This window comes from Spirosoma radiotolerans, assembly GCF_000974425.1.
In the GTDB taxonomy this organism is placed as follows: Bacteria; Bacteroidota; Bacteroidia; order Cytophagales; family Spirosomataceae; genus Spirosoma; species Spirosoma radiotolerans.
Map to the genome: position 1 here is coordinate 1,145,355 of NZ_CP010429.1, position 18,239 is coordinate 1,163,593.

15 protein-coding genes and 1 riboswitch are annotated in these 18,239 nt (G+C 49.7%); of the genes, 8 read left to right on the top strand and 7 right to left on the bottom strand.

Annotated elements, in window-relative coordinates; genetic code table 11:
• Nucleotides 1-84: 84 nt before the first annotated feature.
• Genes SD10_RS04400 through SD10_RS04410 form a run of 3 tightly spaced genes read right to left on the bottom strand, consistent with a single transcriptional unit; the run spans nucleotide 85 to nucleotide 5,261 of the window.
• Nucleotides 85-600: a hypothetical protein gene (locus SD10_RS04400; protein WP_046375854.1), complete on the bottom strand. Its 516-nt coding sequence runs from the start codon at nucleotides 598-600 to the stop codon at nucleotides 85-87.
• A 29-nt stretch (nucleotides 601-629) separates the two neighbouring features.
• On the bottom strand, nucleotides 630-2,093 hold the full coding sequence (locus SD10_RS04405; protein ID WP_046375855.1) for a SusD/RagB family nutrient-binding outer membrane lipoprotein: 1,464 nt from the start codon (nucleotides 2,091-2,093) through the stop codon (nucleotides 630-632).
• Nucleotides 2,094-2,117: 24 nt separating this feature from the next.
• Nucleotides 2,118-5,261: a SusC/RagA family TonB-linked outer membrane protein gene (locus SD10_RS04410; RefSeq protein ID WP_046375856.1), complete on the bottom strand. Its 3,144-nt coding sequence runs from the start codon at nucleotides 5,259-5,261 to the stop codon at nucleotides 2,118-2,120.
• A gap of 286 nt (nucleotides 5,262-5,547) precedes the next feature.
• On the opposite strand from SD10_RS04410, the gene SD10_RS04415 reads away from it, so the two are divergent.
• Entirely contained in the window at nucleotides 5,548-6,885 is a 1,338-nt protein-coding gene (locus tag SD10_RS04415) for an amidohydrolase (protein ID WP_046579046.1), read from the top strand.
• Nucleotides 6,886-6,956: 71 nt separating this feature from the next.
• On the opposite strand, the gene SD10_RS04420 is transcribed toward SD10_RS04415, so the two are convergent.
• The 3 genes from SD10_RS04420 to SD10_RS04430 form a co-directional block, all read right to left on the bottom strand.
• Nucleotides 6,957-7,760: an SDR family oxidoreductase gene (locus SD10_RS04420; protein WP_046375857.1), complete on the bottom strand. Its 804-nt coding sequence runs from the start codon at nucleotides 7,758-7,760 to the stop codon at nucleotides 6,957-6,959.
• A gap of 6 nt (nucleotides 7,761-7,766) precedes the next feature.
• Nucleotides 7,767-8,678 (bottom strand): S66 peptidase family protein, encoded by a 912-nt coding sequence (locus tag SD10_RS04425; RefSeq protein WP_046375858.1) that lies wholly within the window; start codon nucleotides 8,676-8,678, stop codon nucleotides 7,767-7,769.
• A 103-nt stretch (nucleotides 8,679-8,781) separates the two neighbouring features.
• Entirely contained in the window at nucleotides 8,782-9,774 is a 993-nt protein-coding gene (locus tag SD10_RS04430; RefSeq protein WP_046375859.1) for an ion channel, read from the bottom strand.
• Between the two features lie 103 nt (nucleotides 9,775-9,877).
• Here SD10_RS04430 and SD10_RS04435 point away from each other — a divergent pair, with 103 nt between their 5' ends.
• The 3 genes from SD10_RS04435 to SD10_RS04445 all read left to right on the top strand — a co-directional run bounded on the left by SD10_RS04435 (nucleotide 9,878) and on the right by SD10_RS04445 (nucleotide 13,426).
• On the top strand, nucleotides 9,878-11,479 hold the full coding sequence (locus tag SD10_RS04435) for a Na+/H+ antiporter (protein WP_046375860.1): 1,602 nt from the start codon (nucleotides 9,878-9,880) through the stop codon (nucleotides 11,477-11,479).
• Between the two features lie 184 nt (nucleotides 11,480-11,663).
• Entirely contained in the window at nucleotides 11,664-12,659 is a 996-nt protein-coding gene (locus SD10_RS04440) for a glycosyltransferase family 2 protein (protein WP_046375861.1), read from the top strand.
• Entirely contained in the window at nucleotides 12,614-13,426 is an 813-nt protein-coding gene (locus SD10_RS04445; RefSeq protein ID WP_046375862.1) for a polysaccharide deacetylase family protein, read from the top strand. The genes SD10_RS04440 and SD10_RS04445 overlap by 46 nt, the downstream gene beginning before the upstream one ends.
• Before the next feature lie 72 nt (nucleotides 13,427-13,498).
• Here SD10_RS04445 and SD10_RS04450 read toward each other — a convergent pair whose 3' ends face one another.
• Nucleotides 13,499-13,825 (bottom strand): DUF721 domain-containing protein, encoded by a 327-nt coding sequence (locus tag SD10_RS04450; RefSeq protein ID WP_046375863.1) that lies wholly within the window; start codon nucleotides 13,823-13,825, stop codon nucleotides 13,499-13,501.
• Nucleotides 13,826-14,013: 188 nt separating this feature from the next.
• Nucleotides 14,014-14,117, top strand: a riboswitch (SAM riboswitch).
• A gap of 211 nt (nucleotides 14,118-14,328) precedes the next feature.
• On the opposite strand from SD10_RS04450, the gene SD10_RS04455 reads away from it, so the two are divergent.
• The 4 genes from SD10_RS04455 (at nucleotide 14,329) to SD10_RS04470 (ending at nucleotide 18,219) form a co-directional block, all read left to right on the top strand.
• Nucleotides 14,329-15,642, top strand: coding sequence for an O-acetylhomoserine aminocarboxypropyltransferase/cysteine synthase family protein (locus SD10_RS04455; protein ID WP_046375864.1), 1,314 nt, complete (start codon nucleotides 14,329-14,331; stop codon nucleotides 15,640-15,642).
• 94 nt (nucleotides 15,643-15,736) lie between these two features.
• Nucleotides 15,737-16,816 carry a homoserine O-acetyltransferase MetX gene (gene metX, locus SD10_RS04460; protein WP_046375865.1) on the top strand — a complete coding sequence of 360 codons (1,080 nt, stop codon included), beginning with the start codon at nucleotides 15,737-15,739 and terminating at the stop codon, nucleotides 16,814-16,816.
• A 6-nt stretch (nucleotides 16,817-16,822) separates the two neighbouring features.
• A complete protein-coding gene (locus SD10_RS04465; RefSeq protein WP_046375866.1) occupies nucleotides 16,823-17,416 on the top strand; it encodes a GDSL-type esterase/lipase family protein in 594 nt (197 codons plus the stop codon).
• A gap of 74 nt (nucleotides 17,417-17,490) precedes the next feature.
• Nucleotides 17,491-18,219, top strand: coding sequence for an esterase family protein (locus SD10_RS04470; protein ID WP_046375867.1), 729 nt, complete (start codon nucleotides 17,491-17,493; stop codon nucleotides 18,217-18,219).
• The last annotated feature ends 20 nt before the right edge of the window (nucleotides 18,220-18,239 follow it).

Consider the following 18,239-nt stretch of genomic DNA (forward strand, 5'->3'; position numbering starts at 1 on the left):
GCTTACATACGCGATTAACTATTCATAAAACAAAAACGCCTTCCGATTGATCGGAAGGCGTTTTGATGAAAACTGACTCGTTGCTTACGCGACGATGCGAACCCGAACGGGCTCAGGAACAATCTGCGTACCATCATCCAGCGTAACCAAGAACAGAAACTGAATTTCCGTATAGTTTGGCAGCGCAACGGGTGCTGTTGCCACTGAAGGATATTTCGCTTTGAACGCAGCAAGTGTTGTCGTGAAAACCGCTGTCGTGCCACTACCGGCAATAGGGGCGGAATTAAAGGCGGTCGTTGCAGTAGCTGCATTCAGTGTAGCCACGTTGATACCCGTAGCTCCTCCAACCACTTTGGTGATCTCCTTAATGGTACGACCACTGGTCGATGGAATCGACAGGGTAAACTGAATGGGGGCACCCGCTGCCAGCGACGTAACAATAAAGGGGTTAAACCCGTAGGTTGTCGTGCCGGGAAAAGTTACCGGAATGGCCGGGCGGTTATCACGAACCAGGTCGCTGTAAACGAGGTCGTCTTTGCAGGAGAAACTGCCACCTGCCAGAAGAGCAAGCAACAATATATTTATGAATGTATTTTTCATGCACTATGCGTGTTTAAAGTCTTGACTAATTAATCGATATCCCACCAAACACGAATGTTCGATTGAGGAGACGGGTTCGGGAAGTTCGGATTGCGCTGAACCTCGTTGCTGATGTACACCGCCCGTACTGGCCGTGTGCCATCGATACCAGCCGCATTCTGCGAAGGTTGCAGCGTTGGGTAGCCCGTCCGACGATAGTCATTCCATAGCTCTAAACCATTACCCGTAAACGCAATGTATTTCTGGGTGATAACCTGAGCAATTTTCTGCTCTGTCGTTCCTGTCAGGTTTGCTACTGTTGGATTCGCAGTCAGATAAGCATTGATCTGATCGGTGGTTAAACCGGCCAGTGACATTGATGCTTTAATTCCTTCCGTATACAGCGCCTGTGGATCGCCGGGGGTGCCCAGACGAAGCGCGGCTTCGGCCAGAATAAACGCCCGCTGGAAATTCGTTACCAACCGAACGGGACCTTCTCCCGAATTGCCCGTAACGTATTTGTTATAACGCGACCAGTTTGCGGTTGGTGTTGGCAATGTACCGCGGAAACCATTGTCGATCGTTACGTAGTTAGGGCCAGGTTTTGTGAAGAAAATGGGTAGCCGCGGATCATTCAGGCTGTTGAGCAGATTCAGATAACGCGTACTCAGCAGCATATCGTTCTGGAATGAACTCACAAACGTGTACGTATACCGAGGGTCCTGGCTACCTACGCTAGAGCCAAAGTTGAAGTTCATGTCGTTGGCGTTGCTCGTAATGTAGTTAGCCCCCGTCAGTACTTCATTGATCACGCTGGTTGCCAGCGCTGGTTCTTTACGGCTGATCGTCATCGCAAATTTCAACAGCAGGGTATTACCCGCCTGCTTCCATTTGGTCAAATTACCGGCATAGATGATATCATCACCAGCGGGCTTGAGGGTTGATGCCGCATCGAGATCTTTGATTCCTTCACGGACCAGATCGAACAGGCTCTGAATACCCAGCGTTGCGTTGCCTTTGTAGATATCCTCCTGCTTGTCGAGCCGTGGCGCGGTATTGGCTTCACCCTGCAACGCCTGCGAATAGGGAACATCTCCCCAAACATCGGTGGCAATGCTAAAGGTATACGCCTTCATGATTTTGGCAATGCCTGAATACGCCTTTGAGTTTGTCGCATCACCCAGTTCAATCAACTTCTGGTAGTTGATCAGGGGGCCGTTATAGAGTTCGCCATTCCACTGGTTCCCAAAATCGGCGCTGTTTGTTTGGTATACGTCATAGTTAGACGGATTGTTAGCAGCACCCGCCAGTTGGTTCACCAATACAGAGGCAAACCGGTTCAATTCGTTGGCATTCACAAATGCGCTGCCACCTTCGGCCCCCGCCAATAGCACCGCCGGAGTCACACTCGTTGGGTTATTAGGGCTTACGTTGACGTCTAGATAACTGCTGCAGGCGCCCATTCCTAGAAAGAACGGGACGAGCAAATAGCTTTTTGGAATTATAAATTTCATGAGTAATTCGAATGAATAGAGTGATTAGAACGTGAGCCGAATGTTACCGCCGAAGTTCCGTGTATTTGGCGGTCCGTTCAGGTCAAGGCCCTGAATGTTACCAGCTCCCTGGGTGTTAACCTCTGGGTCAGCTGGGAAGTTAGGCGCATAGAAGAACAGGTTACGACCGCTCACGCCTACCGAAATAGTACCAAATGGCGTTTTGCCCAGGAGTGATTTCGGTATGGTGTAATTCAGGGCCACCTCGCGCAGACGATAGACTGTTGCATCGTAAACGGCGGCTTCCGAAGCCAGACCACCTAACGCACTCCAGTAAGTTTGCGGTGCTAGCTGAATGTTGTTCTGGCGGAAAGTACCATCCGCATTCTGAATCACGCCTGGCAGAATGCGCGGCTGATCGCGATCAATACCCGTTACATACATTGAACCGTTTTGGCGAGCATCAACTGCATTGAACGAGAAAAGCTGACCACCCTGACGGGTATCTACCAATATAGACAGGGCTACGCCTTTGTAGGAGAATGTATTGGTCAAACCGGCGATGTAGTTAGGCTGCGGATTCGATATAACCGAGTTGGCGATACCTGGCACAAACTGCCCATTGGTTCCACTGACAACATACTGGCCGGCAAACTGACCGGTTGCATCATAGTACAAACCATTTGGGTCTGTATTCTGAGCCCGGGCATTGGCTGTACTGACAATAACGCCATAGGGATAGCCTTCGTAAATAGAGGGAGCAATACCGGTGAAGGAGTTACCCGTGATGTTGGACGACTTCACGCCGGGAGCAATGGAAACAACCTTGTTCCGAATCAGGGTATAGTTCAGCGTAGCATCCCATTTGAAGCCACCGATCCGTAGCGGAGTTGCATTCAGGACCAATTCAACCCCCCGGTTTTGCAACTCACCAACGTTGGTTGTCCGGGTGTCGAATCCCGACGAGTTGGAAACCGCTACGTTGAAAATCTGCTGCGTGCTTCTCGAATCGAAATAGGTAGCATCGATGCTCAGACGGTTCTTGAAGAAGCCGAGATTTACGCCAAATTCGTACGAGGTGACAAATTCAGGCTTGAGGGTGTTGCTGCCAATCCGGGTTCCAATGCTGAATCCAGGTGTATTGTTGGGGGCCAATGGATACGTAATACTGGCAACGTTATTACCATATGACGTGGTTGAATAGGTCGTACTCAACTGGTATGGATCCGCATCGCGACCAACTTTTGCAATGCTGGCCCGTACTTTCGCGTAGGAAAGTACATCAGAGTTAATCTTGAAGGCATCTGTTGGGACAAAGCTAATCGACGCAGCCGGATAGAAATACGTGTTATTTGCTTTCGGCAGGGTAGACGATTGGTCGGCACGTCCCGATAATTCCAGAAAGAGGTAATTGTTGTAATTCAACGACAACTGGCCATAATAACCTACCAGACGGCGCATTGTCGAGCTTTCGAACGTACCTGTGAAAACCGTACCGCTGTTGATGTTGTAAAAGCCCGGAAGCGTCAGCGAAGCAGCATCGGCGGCTGACTCCTGCGTTTTCCGCTGATTAATGTTATTGCCTAACAACAGGTTCGCATTCAGCCCTTCCATAAATAAGTTATCCTTGCGGGCCGTGATCAGTAAATCACCGTTCAACTCATTCCGGAAAAAGTTGTCCTGCTGTACTTCACCAGCTGGAGCACGACCCGAACCAATAGGGAGAGTCAGCTTACGGCGATCGGTGTAGGTATCGCCCGTAACACGGTAGGCAACAGTCAACCATTTAGCCACATCGTAGCTCAACTGGAAGTTACCAAAGAAGCGGTCAACCTGGCTATCCAGCCGTTCGTTGTTAACACTCCATTGTGGGTTGTTCGTGGATGGCGTAAAATAGATGCTCTTCCCATCAGGACCCTGATAAGGTTCGTTAGCCAAGTCATAGCTACGTGGAATCCGGGTGATTTGGCCGAATGCGCTGGCGCCATTACCACCAGGAACACCGCGTGATACCGTTTGTACGTACGTGCCGGTACCGCTGATTTTTAGCCCATTCTGCAGCTTGGACTCACCACCCAACTGAACGTTCGTCCGGTTGAACTTCGTGTTCTGAACGATACCACTCTGAAGCGTATTACCAATGGCAATGATGTAGTTGCGGGTAGCATCACCCGAGGCAATGTTCACCGAGTTCTGCAGAATAGTGCCCTGCCGGTAAAAGTCCTTCACGTTATTCGGATATGCCTGATACGGCACTACATTGCCCTGGTTATTGGTTACAGAAGTTGGTCCGCCTACGAATGGAGGGCCCCAGGAGTTGTTCGATGTGGGTGTAAAGAGGTTGTTGGCTCCCTGACCATAGTCATTCTGAAACTTGGGAATGCCATAAACGTTCTGTACGTTGTACGACGAGTTAACCGTTACTTCCGTCTTGTTATTCTGGTTACGACCCGATTTCGTCGTGATCACGATTGCACCGGCCGATGCCCGCGAACCATAAAGAACAGCCGCAGCGGGTCCTTTCAGGATGTTGACAGACTCAATACTTTCTGGGTTGATGTCGGCCAGACGGTTGGAAGGCTGCGTACCGAACAGGGTGTTCTGAGTTGCGTTAACGTCGTTGCTGAAGATGATACCGTCAACAATGATCAGCGGCTGGTTGCTGCCGTTGAAGGATGTAATCCCCCGAATGTTGATGTTTGTTGATGCACCCGGTGCACCACTGGACCCTGTAATATTGACACCGGCTACTTTGCCCTGAAGCGCATTGAGCAGGTTGGGCTCTGAGCGTTGAGCCAGCACGTTGCCGCCTACTTCCTGCGTTGCGTACCCCAGCGACCGCTTGTCACGCTCGATGCCCTGGGCTGTTACGACGATTTCATCGAGACTCTGTGAGCCAGCGACCAGGCTTACATTGATGGTTGTTTTATTGCCAACTGCTATTTCCTGGCCTGTATAGCCAATGAAACTAAATACAAGTCTTGCGTTGGCTGGGACGCTGATTTTGTAATCCCCGTTGGCATCAGTTATGGCACCACGAGTTGTTCCTTTTACTTGCACGCTCACACCCGGTAGAGTCGAGCCGTCATCTGATGAAGTGACGCGGCCACTAACGGCTATATCCTGCGCTATGGATGGCAAACAGAATAACAGCGAAAGCAGCCAGCTTCCGAATAAAATTTTCTGCATTGGTGAGTAAAGATTTAATTAATAGTAAAAAAAAGTAAAATGGGAAACAAAGGTACAATATGAGATTGGAACAACTAAAGAATATGAGATTTTTTTTAGAAAGTAATAGTAAAAAAAAGCATTGTTGGGAATTGACTTTTAATATGTGCATATTCAATTTATTATGCAGCTCCATCCTATGCATCAGTACATAGGAGTGCCATCACTGCACTAGTCGTCGTAACTTATTTAAGTAAATCAGTAAATAATTTCTTTAATGTACGTACAGCCAAAATTGAATAATTTGATGAATAAACCATTTATTTGTGCCGGCCTGTTAGGCCTTAGCGTATTGGTTATCCCAGCTGCATTTGCGCAAAATCCGGGCTTGAATGCGCGAATGGATAAAACCGCCGAGAGCCTGGAAAAAAAGGTGGTCGCTTGGCGACGGGATTTTCACCAGCACCCCGAATTAGGCAACCGTGAATTTCAAACGGCCGCTAAAATTGCGGCACATCTGCAATCGCTCGGTATGGAGGTGAAGACGGGTGTTGGCAAAACGGGTGTTGTGGGGCTGCTCAAAGGAGGTAAGCCGGGACCCGTCGTTGCCTTGCGTGCCGATATGGATGGCCTGCCCGTAACCGAACGGGTCGATCTGCCGTTCAAATCAGAAGCCCATACCGAGTACAATGGCCAGCAAACAGGCATCATGCATGCCTGCGGACATGATACCCACGTAGCCATGCTCATGGGCGCAGCCGAAGTGCTGGCTTCTGTCAAAAGTGATTTGCGAGGTACGGTTAAGTTTATCTTTCAACCAGCCGAAGAAGGCGCACCGGCTGGCGAAGAAGGGGGCGCCAAGCTGATGGTGAAAGAAGGGGTGCTCGAAAACCCGAAGGTGGATGCCATTTTTGGCCTGCACATTAATTCGCAAACCGAAGTAGGCACGATCAAATACCGCCCTGGCGCAACGATGGCCGCCGTGGATGAGTATGCGATCAAAATTAAAGGAAAACAGACCCACGGCGCGGCCCCCTGGTCGGGTGTCGATCCGATTGTGACATCAGCGCAAGTGGTGATGGGGCTGCAAACCATTGTGAGCCGAAACGTCATCCTCACCGACAATGCCGCTGTAGTAACGGTGGGTGCCCTGCATAGCGGTATTCGGCAGAACATCATCCCGGAGGAGGCTAATATGATTGGAACCATCCGGACGTTTAGCCCCGAAACACAGACGTTGGTTCATCGACGCATCAATGAAATTGCGACGAACATTGCCGAAAGTGCGGGCGCGAAGGCGGATGTAAAAATCAACATCATGTATCCGGTTACGTACAATGATCCGAAATTGACGGACCAAATGGCTCCTTCACTGGAAGCTGTGGCTGGTAAAAATAATGTGAAGCTGACACCAGCCCAGACGGGTGCCGAAGACTTTTCCTTTTTTCAGCAAAAAGTGCCCGGCTTTTTCTATTTCCTGGGAGGGATGACCAAAGGGAAGAAGGTCGAGGATGCGGCCCCCCACCACACGCCTGATTTCCAGATCGACGAAGCCTGCTTTGTGCTGGGTATGAAGTCGCTTTGCCGCCTGACAGCCGATTATATGGAACAGTCGGCCAAAGGGGGCGCTGTTAGCGGAAAGTAGTGAAAGCGTTTAATGTCACAAATATGTCCAGCAGACGGAGAAATTGGCTCCCGTTTGCTGGACATATTCATTTACGTGCCTTGCTGATTACGCAGTATTCTGGAGAGTAATCCTGGTAAAAAACGTTTCAGGTAGATGCCATAGGTTTCTTTACCACCAATATACACTTCTTCTTTTCCCTGACTAACTGCCCGTAACAGCTGCTTCGCAAAGGCACTGGCAGACATGCCTTTCTCCTGATTTTCATCCATCTGGCCGTGTTTCTGGCCGTTGGCATTCAATGCATTCGTCGAAATAGCGGTACGAATATAGCCAGGGCAAACCAGGGTTACGCGCAATCCTTCCGCATAGGTTTCGGCGCGAAGTGCGTCGAAAAAACCATGGAGCGCATGTTTGCTGGCGCAGTACCCCGAACGCTGTTTGGTGCCTAGTTTGCCCGCTACGCTGCTCGTGACCACAAAATGCCCATGACCTTGTGCCAGCATAATGGGGAGAACGGCTTTGGTGAGCGCTACCACACTAAAGAAATTGATGTCCATGAGCCGTTGGTAAACAGAAAAGTCGGTGTCGACAACGGCACTGCGTTGTGAAATACCTGCGTTCTGGAAAATGTAATCAATCCGCCCAAAGCGCTGGTATACAGCATCGACGCAACTGGGCAAACGTTCAGTGTCGCTCATGTCCATCGGCAACACCATAATATTGGTTTCCGGAAGGCCAGTTTGGCTGGCCACTCGTCTTAACTCCTCCTCACGCCGGGCTGACAAGACTAGGCGAACGCTCTGAAATCGGGCCAGCTCAATAGCAACCGCTTCGCCAATGCCCGATGAGGCACCCGTAATCCAAATTACAGCGTCAGAGAATACAGGGGGCATGGCTGCTTAGCTTGAAAATTTGAGGCTGGCTTCTTCCGCCTGAACGACCAGGCCAATTGGTTTACCAATGGGTAAAGCCAGGTTATAATCGACATGCCCGGCCGGAAAATTAAATAGGACTGGATAAGCGTAACCCGAGACAGCATCGGCAATAATCTCGTAGGAATCTTTGCCAAACGGCAGAGACAAATTTGCGCGCATGTCCGTAAACTGACCGACAACTAGACCGGCCAGTTCGGCCAGGCGACCGGACCGGCGAAGTTGCGTCATCATACGATCAAGGGAAAAAAGCGTCTCGTCGATATCTTCGATGAAGAGAATTTTTTCGCTAAAGTCGAGATCCGTTGGCGTGCCCAGCGAGTTGATCAGCATGGTCAGGTTTCCACCCACAAGTTGGCCGGTTGCCTGACCCTGTCGATTCAGGTAATGTATCGGGGCGTCATAATGAGTTGGAGGCATGCCAAACAGCCATTGCCTTACAGATTCCAGTGACTCGGCCCGGTCGGGATCACCAAATTGCCGGGGCATAAGGCCATGCAGACTCACCAACTTGTGATTACACAGTAAACTCAGCAGGACAGTTACGTCGCTAAAGCCGACAAGCCATTTAGGGCTGGCCTGTAGCCCTGACAAATCGAGTCCATCAGCAATACGGTAGCAACCATAACCGCCCCGAGCCGCAAATACCGCCCGCACTGTTGGGTCATCGAAAAGTCGCTGGAGATCGGCCCGGCGGAGGTCGTCAGAGCCCGCAAAGGGACCCTCCGTTGCGTGTAGGCTAGCGCCTTCGATTACATTAAGCTGCCAGCGGTGGCGTAAGATATGTAATCCTTCAGCCAGCTCATCATAAGGAAACCAACTGGCTGGGGCCACCACCCCGACGGTATCGCCGGGCGACAAAAAAGGAGGTACAATCACGTTACGGTGTCTGATTTAGGGTTAACGGTATTTGGTTTATGGCCTGCAAAAGATAGCATTGAGGTAGTGGAAGCAGCGGCTACCAACAACCGAGTACCTACGCTTAATTTAGGGGAGCCTCTTCGGTTTCGTCGAGTTTATCCAGATCAAGCCGTACTGGCGTCTGCTCGCTGCCGTCAAACATAGGTCGAAACTTTTGAGCCCATTTTACTTCGTTGTATCGGTAAGAGAAGCGGGTGTGCACATTTTGCATAAAGGTGTCATCCAGCGCCTGGACGGAAACCAAAAACTCCGTGTCTGATTGTTCAAGATCTTCGGGAGTGCAGCCATACAAGGGGCTGTGTTCGGTAATGGGGTGAACCAGCGTCCAGTTTGTCGGGAAAAAAGACACCTTGTTCCGTTCAAGACTCAGGTTGTAATACTTTCTGGATAGTGCCCCATCGGATTTTGGTTCCACCCGCGACATGGATACCGAAACCTCCAGGTTAATAAGCTGATTGGCCCTCGTATTGATAATGCGAAACATCCAGCCATTGACGTCCAGATAAGGAGCAAACACCGCTTGTTTCGAAAATCGAATGTGCGCCATTGGACGGGAAAAACGCCCGTAAAGCAAGCCTGTGGCCAGCGCGAACGCCAGTAATCCCATCATGGATTCAAAGGCGGCAATGGAACTGGTCAGGAAACTATCCGGCGAAATATGACCGTAGCCAACCGTGGTGAGCGTTTGTGAACTGAAGAAAAAGCATTTCCAGAAAGGGCTGTAGAGTACCTTATCATCGGCGGCTTTAAGGCTGTCGGCCCCGGCCAGCATATACACCTCGGCAAACAACGTATTGGCGGTTACATAAAACACAAGCAGCCAGCTCAGAAACTGAATCCAGCCCATGGTGATCAGCCGGTTATATACATTGAGCCGATCCCATAAGGAGCTATTGACCCGGACAATATTGAAGGTGCCATCCTGATTGATGAGCCGCGAATGAGAATCGGTTAATTTAGTGCCAAAGCCGATATCGTCGCGCCGAACTTCCTGCTCAACTAATTTACTTTCTTTATTTGTTTGGTTGAAAAGGCGTTGATTTGCAGTATTCATGGTGGATCGGTCGGGCTGCGAAAGTAGTTCGATAGGCCGATTAACAAAGTTATTGCAAATTTGACCCGCTCTTCACTGCTCAACCTGAAATTCTGTTTAACCTATGCACCCAATTGAGATTGTAACCAGTTTACTCGGTGTAACAACACTACTGGCGGTCATTGCCCGTCGGCTACGCATCTCTTATCCCATACTGCTGGTTATTACCGGACTAGTTATTGGCTGGGTTCCTGGTTTGCCACCCGTAATTTTATCCCCCGATGCTGTTTTTCTGGTATTTCTACCCCCACTGCTTTACTATGCCGCCTGGCAGATCGACAATGTGGAACTGAAGCTGTATAGCCGCTCAGTATCGTTTCTGGCAGTTGGGTTGGTGCTGTTTACTTCCACCGTGGTGGCGCTGGTTGCCTACACGTTCATTCCCGGTTTTTCGTTGGCGCAGGGGTATTTACTAGGCGCCATCATTGCGCCACCCGACGCTATTGCAGCCTCGTCGGTAATGAAAGGACTGAACGTACCCAAACGCATTACAACCGTACTGGAAGGCGAAAGCCTGATAAACGACGCCAGTAGCTTGATTATTTATCGCTACGGGTTAATTGCTATTCTAACCAGTCAGTTTGTATTATGGAAGGCGGGCCTGCAATTTATTGGTATTGCGCTGGCTAGTGTGTTATTAGGCTTACTGATTGGCTGGGTCGCTATCTTCGTCCACAAGGCTATCAGCCGGGACACCGTCACAAATACCGCCATCACTTTATTGATCCCGTATGGCTCTTATCTGATCGCCGAAGAATTACACATCTCCGGTGTGTTGGTTGTCGTAACGGTTGGCTTGTATGTATCGGCTCGTAGTGTGGACGTATTTACCTACCAAAGCCGGTTGCAGACAAACTCGGTTTGGGAAACCGTCGTGTTTCTGCTCAACGGACTGGTCTTTATCCTGATTGGTCTACAATTGCCTACTATCGTATCGGAGTTGAATGGCTATACGCTTACGCAGGCGCTCAACTATGCTCTGCTTATCAGTGCTGTCGCCATTATTTGTCGGATTATCTGGGTTTTTCCGGGCGCTTACCTGCCCCGATGGTTTAGCAAACGCATTCGTCAGCGAGAGGTAAAACCCAGTTGGCAGCAGGTTTCGGTTGTGAGCTGGGCTGGTATGCGGGGTGTTGTCTCCCTGGCCGGTGCGCTGGCTTTGCCGCTCACATTGCCCAATGGCCAGCCGTTTCCGGGCCGTGACCTGATTTTGTTTATCACCTTCGGCGTCATCTTCTGCACGCTGGTGTTGCAGGGACTCACACTCCCTGTCCTGATTGATGAGTTAAATGTGCGCGCGGTGGTGGATGAAAAGCTGGAAGAGCGTAAGCTCAGACGAAAAATGGCGCAACAAGTTATCACACATCTGGAGGCCAACCACTCAGCAGGATCGGTTCATGACGATGTGCTGAATTATGTAAAAAATGCATATGAGTTGCGCATCAATGAGCTCAATGGAATGCTTAGGGCAAATAACGCATCAAACCGGCCCGCCGAACTGTATCAGGAAGCCATTCGACTTCAACTGGAGTTACTGTCCGTAGAGCGGGCGGTGTTAAGTGAACAGCGCAAGGATAGTTTGCTGGATGATGACACACTCCGAAAGCTGGAACAGGAGTTGGATCTGGAAGCCGCTCGACTCTCCCTGGTACAGCCTGTTATATGAACTAAACTGTATTTTTTAATATATAAAAGCGAATACTATATACACTTGTTGAACTATATTAAATAGGATCGTTAGTTTGCTATTAAAATTTATAGGTATAGTAGCAATCAATTAGGTAATAATACTTAATTTGGTGCGAAAATAAAGGAAATCGTCCGTAACGATCCTTAACAACAAAGAAAATATGAAATTTCCGTCAGGTATGATTAGTTTAATCGTACCAGCTTTCAACGAAGAAGAGAACTTATCCGTACTGGTTCATCGACTCATGACTGTCATGGAACCATACGATTCTTACGAAATTCTGATTATTGATGACGGTAGTACCGACCAGACGCGTCATGTACTTCGGCAGTTGAGCCAAGCCTATTCTGTCGTTCGGTTCCTGTCGTTTTCCCGAAATTTCGGGCATCAAATGGCTTTACGGGCTGGCTACGATAATGCGCGTGGCGAAGCCGTTATTTGTCTGGATGCCGATCTGCAACATCCGCCAGAACTGATTCCAACCCTGATTGACAAATGGCGCGAAGGCTACGAAGTGGTGTACACCGTTCGGCAAGCTGATCCCAAATTGTCGTGGTTCAAACGAACGACATCGAAATACTTTTATCAATTACTTCGCAACGTTTCCAACTTACAGATTGAAGATGGGGCCGCTGATTTCCGGCTCCTCGATCGCAAAGTGGTCAACACGCTGAAGCAGTTTAAAGAAAACGATCTTTTTTTAAGGGGTGCTATCTCCTGGGTAGGGTTCCGGCAGTGCCGTATTCTTTACGAACCAGCCGCCCGATACGCTGGCCGGTCGAAGTATTCATTCCGGAAAATGCTGCAACTGGCAGCCATGGGCATCACGTCTTTTTCGACAAGACCGCTATACATGTCTGTTTTGCTCGGATTCGGTATGTTTTTTCTGGCGTCTTTATTCGGTGCGGAAGCGTTGTATGAACATTATTTTACGCATGCGACCGTATCTGGCTGGACAACGCTGGTCCTGCTGATGGTGCTCATTGGGGGCGTCCAGTTTATAATGATTGGAATCATCGGTGTATATTTGGGCAAAACGTTCGTGGAAGTCAAAGGCCGCCCGGCTTATATTATTGGCGACACGAGCGAGATAGAGGAGAGCGTAACGACATGGCAAGCCCCAATTCAGGAAGTATTTTATTCACCGTTGACGTAGAAGAGTTTGATACCGCCGTTGAATTCGGTCACGATATTCCCTTAAGTGAACAAGTGGCCGTTTCAACGCGTGGGTTAACCTTACTGGCCGAGCGATTTGAGTCGGTTGGCGCCCGAACAACGCTGTTTACAACGGCCAATTATGCCCTTCACGAACCTGCCTTCATTCGGTCGCTGGCCCGCAAACATGAAATCGCGTCGCACGGCTATTTTCATACAACGTTCGAGCCTGCCGATCTCCTGAAATCCCGGCTAGCCCTGGAAGCCTTGTTAAATCAACCCATAACGGGTTTCCGGCGGGCACGAATGGGGTTCGTTGATCCCGAAGACGTACATCAGGCGGGCTATACCTACAATTCATCGCTGCATCCTACCTGGCTGCCTGGCCGGTATAACCACTGGGGCGAACCCCGTCACCCGTTCCGCGAATCAGGCGTCTGGCAGATTCCGGCTTCAGTAACGCCTACACTGCGCTTACCGCTATTCTGGTTAAGCCTGAAAAACTTCCCGTTTGCATATTATAAACAGCTTTGCCGTCAAACGCTGCGAGCAGACGGTTTTCTGAACCTGTATGTTCACCCCTGGGAATTCACTGACCTGTCAGCTTATGAAAAAATCCCTGGATACGTCCGTCGGCACTCGCGGGATGAACTACTGGACCGGGTCGAAAAGTTGTTGCGCTATCTGAAGCCGCTTGGTCAATTTGTGACGATGGGTGAATTTGCCAATACCTTGAGCTTACATACATCCGTCGGAAAAGTAATCTAAAAGGTATCCCAAATGCAAAAGGGCGCACAGTTTCAATGCTGTGCGCCCTTTTGCATTTGGGATATTATCTGTCTAGATGAAAATGACATCGTCGATCACCTCCGTACCCATGTCTTTGTTGACAAGCTGAATGAGTTTCTGCTTGGCGTTGACGAGTTCGTTACGAAGGGGCGCTGAGGCAATTTCGATATAGAGCTTACGATCACGGACGTAGAGCCGGTTCGTGCGGGAGGCAATGGATGGCCCCATCATACGACCCCAGAACGCTTCAAGGTACGTCTCATTGAATCGGGTTTGAAGCTGGTAGGCTTTCAACAACTGCCCAATAGCATCTTTTAAGGACGTAACTCCGGCCACGCGGGTGGCATTTTCACGATTATAGCGGTACGTCTGGTTCATGGGGAGGGGTTCTTATTGCAAAAGTAAACAATGAATTGACTTAATTGAGCGGAGGGAAGCGAACCGTATTAAAAAAAGTTAATCATGTAGAAAAAAGAAGTGGTGTTTGGATTCACGCCGTTTGGCTAGTATACTTGCGCCATCAAGTCAATTGCAACGCGTCATCTCTATGACTTACGACGCGCGTTGATTTATAAAGAAGCGAGGAGAGATCAGGCTCTGTGAACCGCTGGCAACCTACCGCATGGCAAGGTGCTAACTCCTGCCTAAAGTTATTTAGGGACTATAAATCGTTAACACACATGCTTTATCTTCAGCAATGTATGTCCTCCGGGGCTTACTAGGCATCTCCACCAACCGACACGAAAACCGGGAGGGTTTGTCGTGCTTTTCACTATCCCGATGGTCGACGGTTTGTCGGTTGACGTTGCCAGAATGCAGCGCCAATCCGGCTAGCCTACCGCGAACCTCAATCGATAAAACCACAAACTGTTTCTAAATCCATGGCTGAACTACATTTTGATACCCTACAACTGCATGCTGGCCAGGAGGTCGACCCAGCAACCAATGCCCGGGCTGTCCCCATTTATCAAACGACCTCGTTTGTCTTTAATGACTCGGCACATGGCGCTGATTTATTTGCGCTAAAAGCATTCGGTAATATCTACAGCCGAATTATGAACCCCACCTCCGATGTGTTTGAGAAGCGTATTGCGGCTCTCGAAGGGGGCGTGGCTGCGCTGGCAGTAGCATCGGGTCAGGCGGCTCAGTTTATTGCGCTGAGCAACATTCTTAGTGCGGGCGATAACTTCGTAACGACTTCATTTCTATACGGCGGAACCTACAACCAGTTTAAGGTTTCGTTTAAACGGCTTGGTATCGAAGCCCGCTTCGCGGATGGCGACAAACCCGAGTCGTTCGCCAAACTGATCGATGGGAAAACGAAAGCGATTTACCTCGAAACGATTGGTAACCCCGGATTCAATATCCCTGATTTCGATGCGTTTGCCGCTTTGGCAAAAGAGCATGATCTGCCGCTGATTGTGGATAACACGTTCGGGGCTGGTGGCTATCTTTTCCGCCCCATCGAGCATGGAGCCGCCGTGGTTGTCGAATCAGCGACGAAGTGGATTGGCGGGCATGGCACCAGCATTGGGGGCGTTATCATCGACAGTGGAAACTACAACTGGGGCAATGGCAAATTCCCGCAGTTCAGCGAGCCATCAGAAGGTTATCATGGCTTGGTATTCAGTGATGTATTTGGAGTGGGTGGCCCATTTGGCAACATCCAGTTTATTATTCGCGCCCGCGTTGAGGGCTTGCGTGACTGGGGGCCGGCCATTAGTCCATTCAACTCGTTCCTGTTGTTACAGGGTGTCGAAACACTATCCTTACGGGTCGATCGTACGGTGCAGAATGCCCTGGCGCTGGCTCAATGGCTCGAACAGCATGAGCAGGTTGAAGCCGTCAACTACCCTGGTCTGGAAAGCAGCCCGTACCACGATTTAGCTAAAAAATACCTGAAGCGCGGTTTCGGAGGTGTTTTTTCTTTTAAAGTAAAAGGAAGCAGCGAGGCCGCCGATCAGTTTGTAAACAATCTGAAAATGGTGAGCCATCTGGCCAACGTTGGGGATTCAAAAACGCTCATTATTCACCCTGCCGCTACCACGCACCAACAGTTAAGTGAATTGGAACAGGCGAGTGCAGGCGTTGAGGTGGGCGTTCTGCGTGTGTCGGCGGGGATTGAACATATAGACGATATTAAAGCTGACTTCGAGCAGGCTTTCGCCAAGATTGCCGAACCGGTATTAAGCTAGTTTTAGGTTTGGTTTATGGTGTACAGTATACGGTTATTACCCACAAAGGCCCCTGACCGTATACTGTACACCATAAACCATAAATTTTTTTCGATTGAATCTTAACTACTTCGATTATAAGTATTCGTTTCCGCTCGAATCGGGAGAAAGCTTGCCGGGGTTCCGGTTGGCTTATACCACACGCGGTACCCTCAACAGCGACCAATCGAATGTTGTTTGGGTTTGCCATGCCTTAACGGGAAATGCGGATGCTGGCGACTGGTGGGGCGGTATGGTTGGGCCGGGTAAATACTACGACCCGGAACGCAAGTTTATAATCTGCGCCAATGTTATTGGTTCCTGTTATGGATCGACAGGGCCCTTGTCAGTCAATCCGGCGACGGGTAGAGCCTATCACCACGATTTCCCAATGATTACGGTTCGGGATATGGTAGCGGCCCTGGATTTGCTTCGCCAGGAGTTAGGCATCGAAAAAATTCATGCTTGCATTGGTGGATCCGTAGGGGGCGAACAGGCGCTTGAATGGGCCATTTTGCAGCCGAACCTGATCGAAAATCTGGTATTGATTGCGGCTAGCGCCATTGCCTCTCCCTGGTGCATTGCGTTTAACGAAGCGCAACGGATGGCGATTGAAGCCGATCCGACCTGGGCTGAACAACGTGACGACGCCGGTCTGGCAGGCATGAAAGCTGCCCGGGCCATGGCCATGATTTCGTACCGAAACTACGATACGTACGGGTTTACCCAGGCCCTTGATAACAATGAGCAATTAGATGGGTTTAAAGCTGCAGGCTACCAGCGGTATCAGGGTGAAAAACTGGCTGACCGGTTCAATGCGTTTACGTATTGGGTACTGTCGAAGGTGATGGACTCGCACAATGTAGGTCGAAACCGAGGCAGCATTCTAAATGCACTGGGACAGGTGAAGGCCCGGACCTTGGTTGTTGGTATCCGGTCTGATCTGCTTTTTCCGCCCTCTGAACAGCAGTTTCTGGCCAGACACATTCCTAACGCGTTCTATGAAGAGATCGACTCCTTGTATGGGCACGATGGTTTTTTAATTGAATTCAAACCACTGACGGGCATTATCCGGAAGTGGATGGCGAGTGCAGCTTCGGCTGCCGTGGTTCCGACAGCCAACTCGTTACTAGATAGCAATCAGTCGGTTAAATAGTTCATTATGGTTTGGTACGAAGCCGACGTTCGGGAAGTAGAAAATAGAGTAGCCGCTATACCTCAGGCAACCAATCGGGTTGTTTTTTATGGGAGTTCATCCATTCGGCTCTGGACAACACTGGCACAGGATTTCCCCAACAGTAAAACGCTTAATACAGGATTCGGCGGCTCAACATTAGCTGCCTGTGCCTGGTTTTTCGAGCGATTGATTGTCCCGGTTGCCCCCCAGTCACTGGTTTTTTACGCGGGTGATAATGACCTCGGCGATGGTCGCCATCCGCAGGAAGTTTACTTGTTTTTTTGCGCATTTGCCGAAAAAATGAGCCGGTTACTACCTGGTGTCCCCTGGTATTTTTTGTCCATCAAAGTCAGCCCTGCTCGCTGGGGGATTTCTCAGCAGATTCTGGAAACAAATAAATTGATTCGTGATGAGTTAATTAATGTGCCTGATTGTCAGTATGTTGATATGACGACGCCTTTGCTGGCCGCTGATGGTAAACCGCGCCGGGAGTTTTTTGAAGGTGACGGCTTGCACCTGAGTCCGGTCGGTTATCGGGTATGGCAACAGGCTTTGCAGCAGCAGGCGCAGATTTTTTAACGATTTGTTTATCCACATAGTCGTTGAGGTTCTCCTTAATTAGTGCAATTTCACAGGTACCTAATGCCGACGTTATGCACCGTGAGTATCATAAATGGTTTAGCCCCAACCTAAACCGCGACATGGAACTGCTTATTTTGGGTCATGCTGGTGCCCGTGTGCTGGTATTTCCCACTCGTCGTGGGCGGTTCTATGAGTATGAAACACTAGGTTTAGTAGATGCGCTGGCCGAGAAAATCGAAAATGGGTGGCTGCAGCTCTATTGCGTAGACAGCATAGATCGCGAAAGCGTCTATAATAGCGAGGCTCATCCCTATGATCGTATTCGTAGGCATGGACAATATGAGCAGTACATCATTAACGAAGTGCTGCCTCTGTCGCGGCTCAAAAACCCGCAGCCATTTATGATCTCGCACGGCTGTAGCCTGGGCGCTTACCATGCGTTAAACATTGCTTTTCGGCATCCACAGTGGTTTGGCAAGGTCGTCGCGTTTAGTGGCCGCTATAATCTGTCGGAGCCTGTTGGGGAGTTTCGTGGCTTGTTTGATGACTATTACGACGAAGAAATTTATTTTCACAGCCCCAACCATTTCCTGCCCAATCTGGACGATTCCGCTCTGCTCGATTCGCTACGTCGCCTGCAAATTGTGATGACTATTGGCGCCGAAGACCCGTTTCTGGCTAGTAATGTCACCTTAAGTTCAGCCCTTCAGGACAAGCAAATTGCCCACGAACTGTATGTATGGGAAGGCCGGGCTCACCAGGCCAGCGATTGGCAGAAAATGGTGCAACTGTATTTATAGAAAGCTGCCTGCTCCTATAA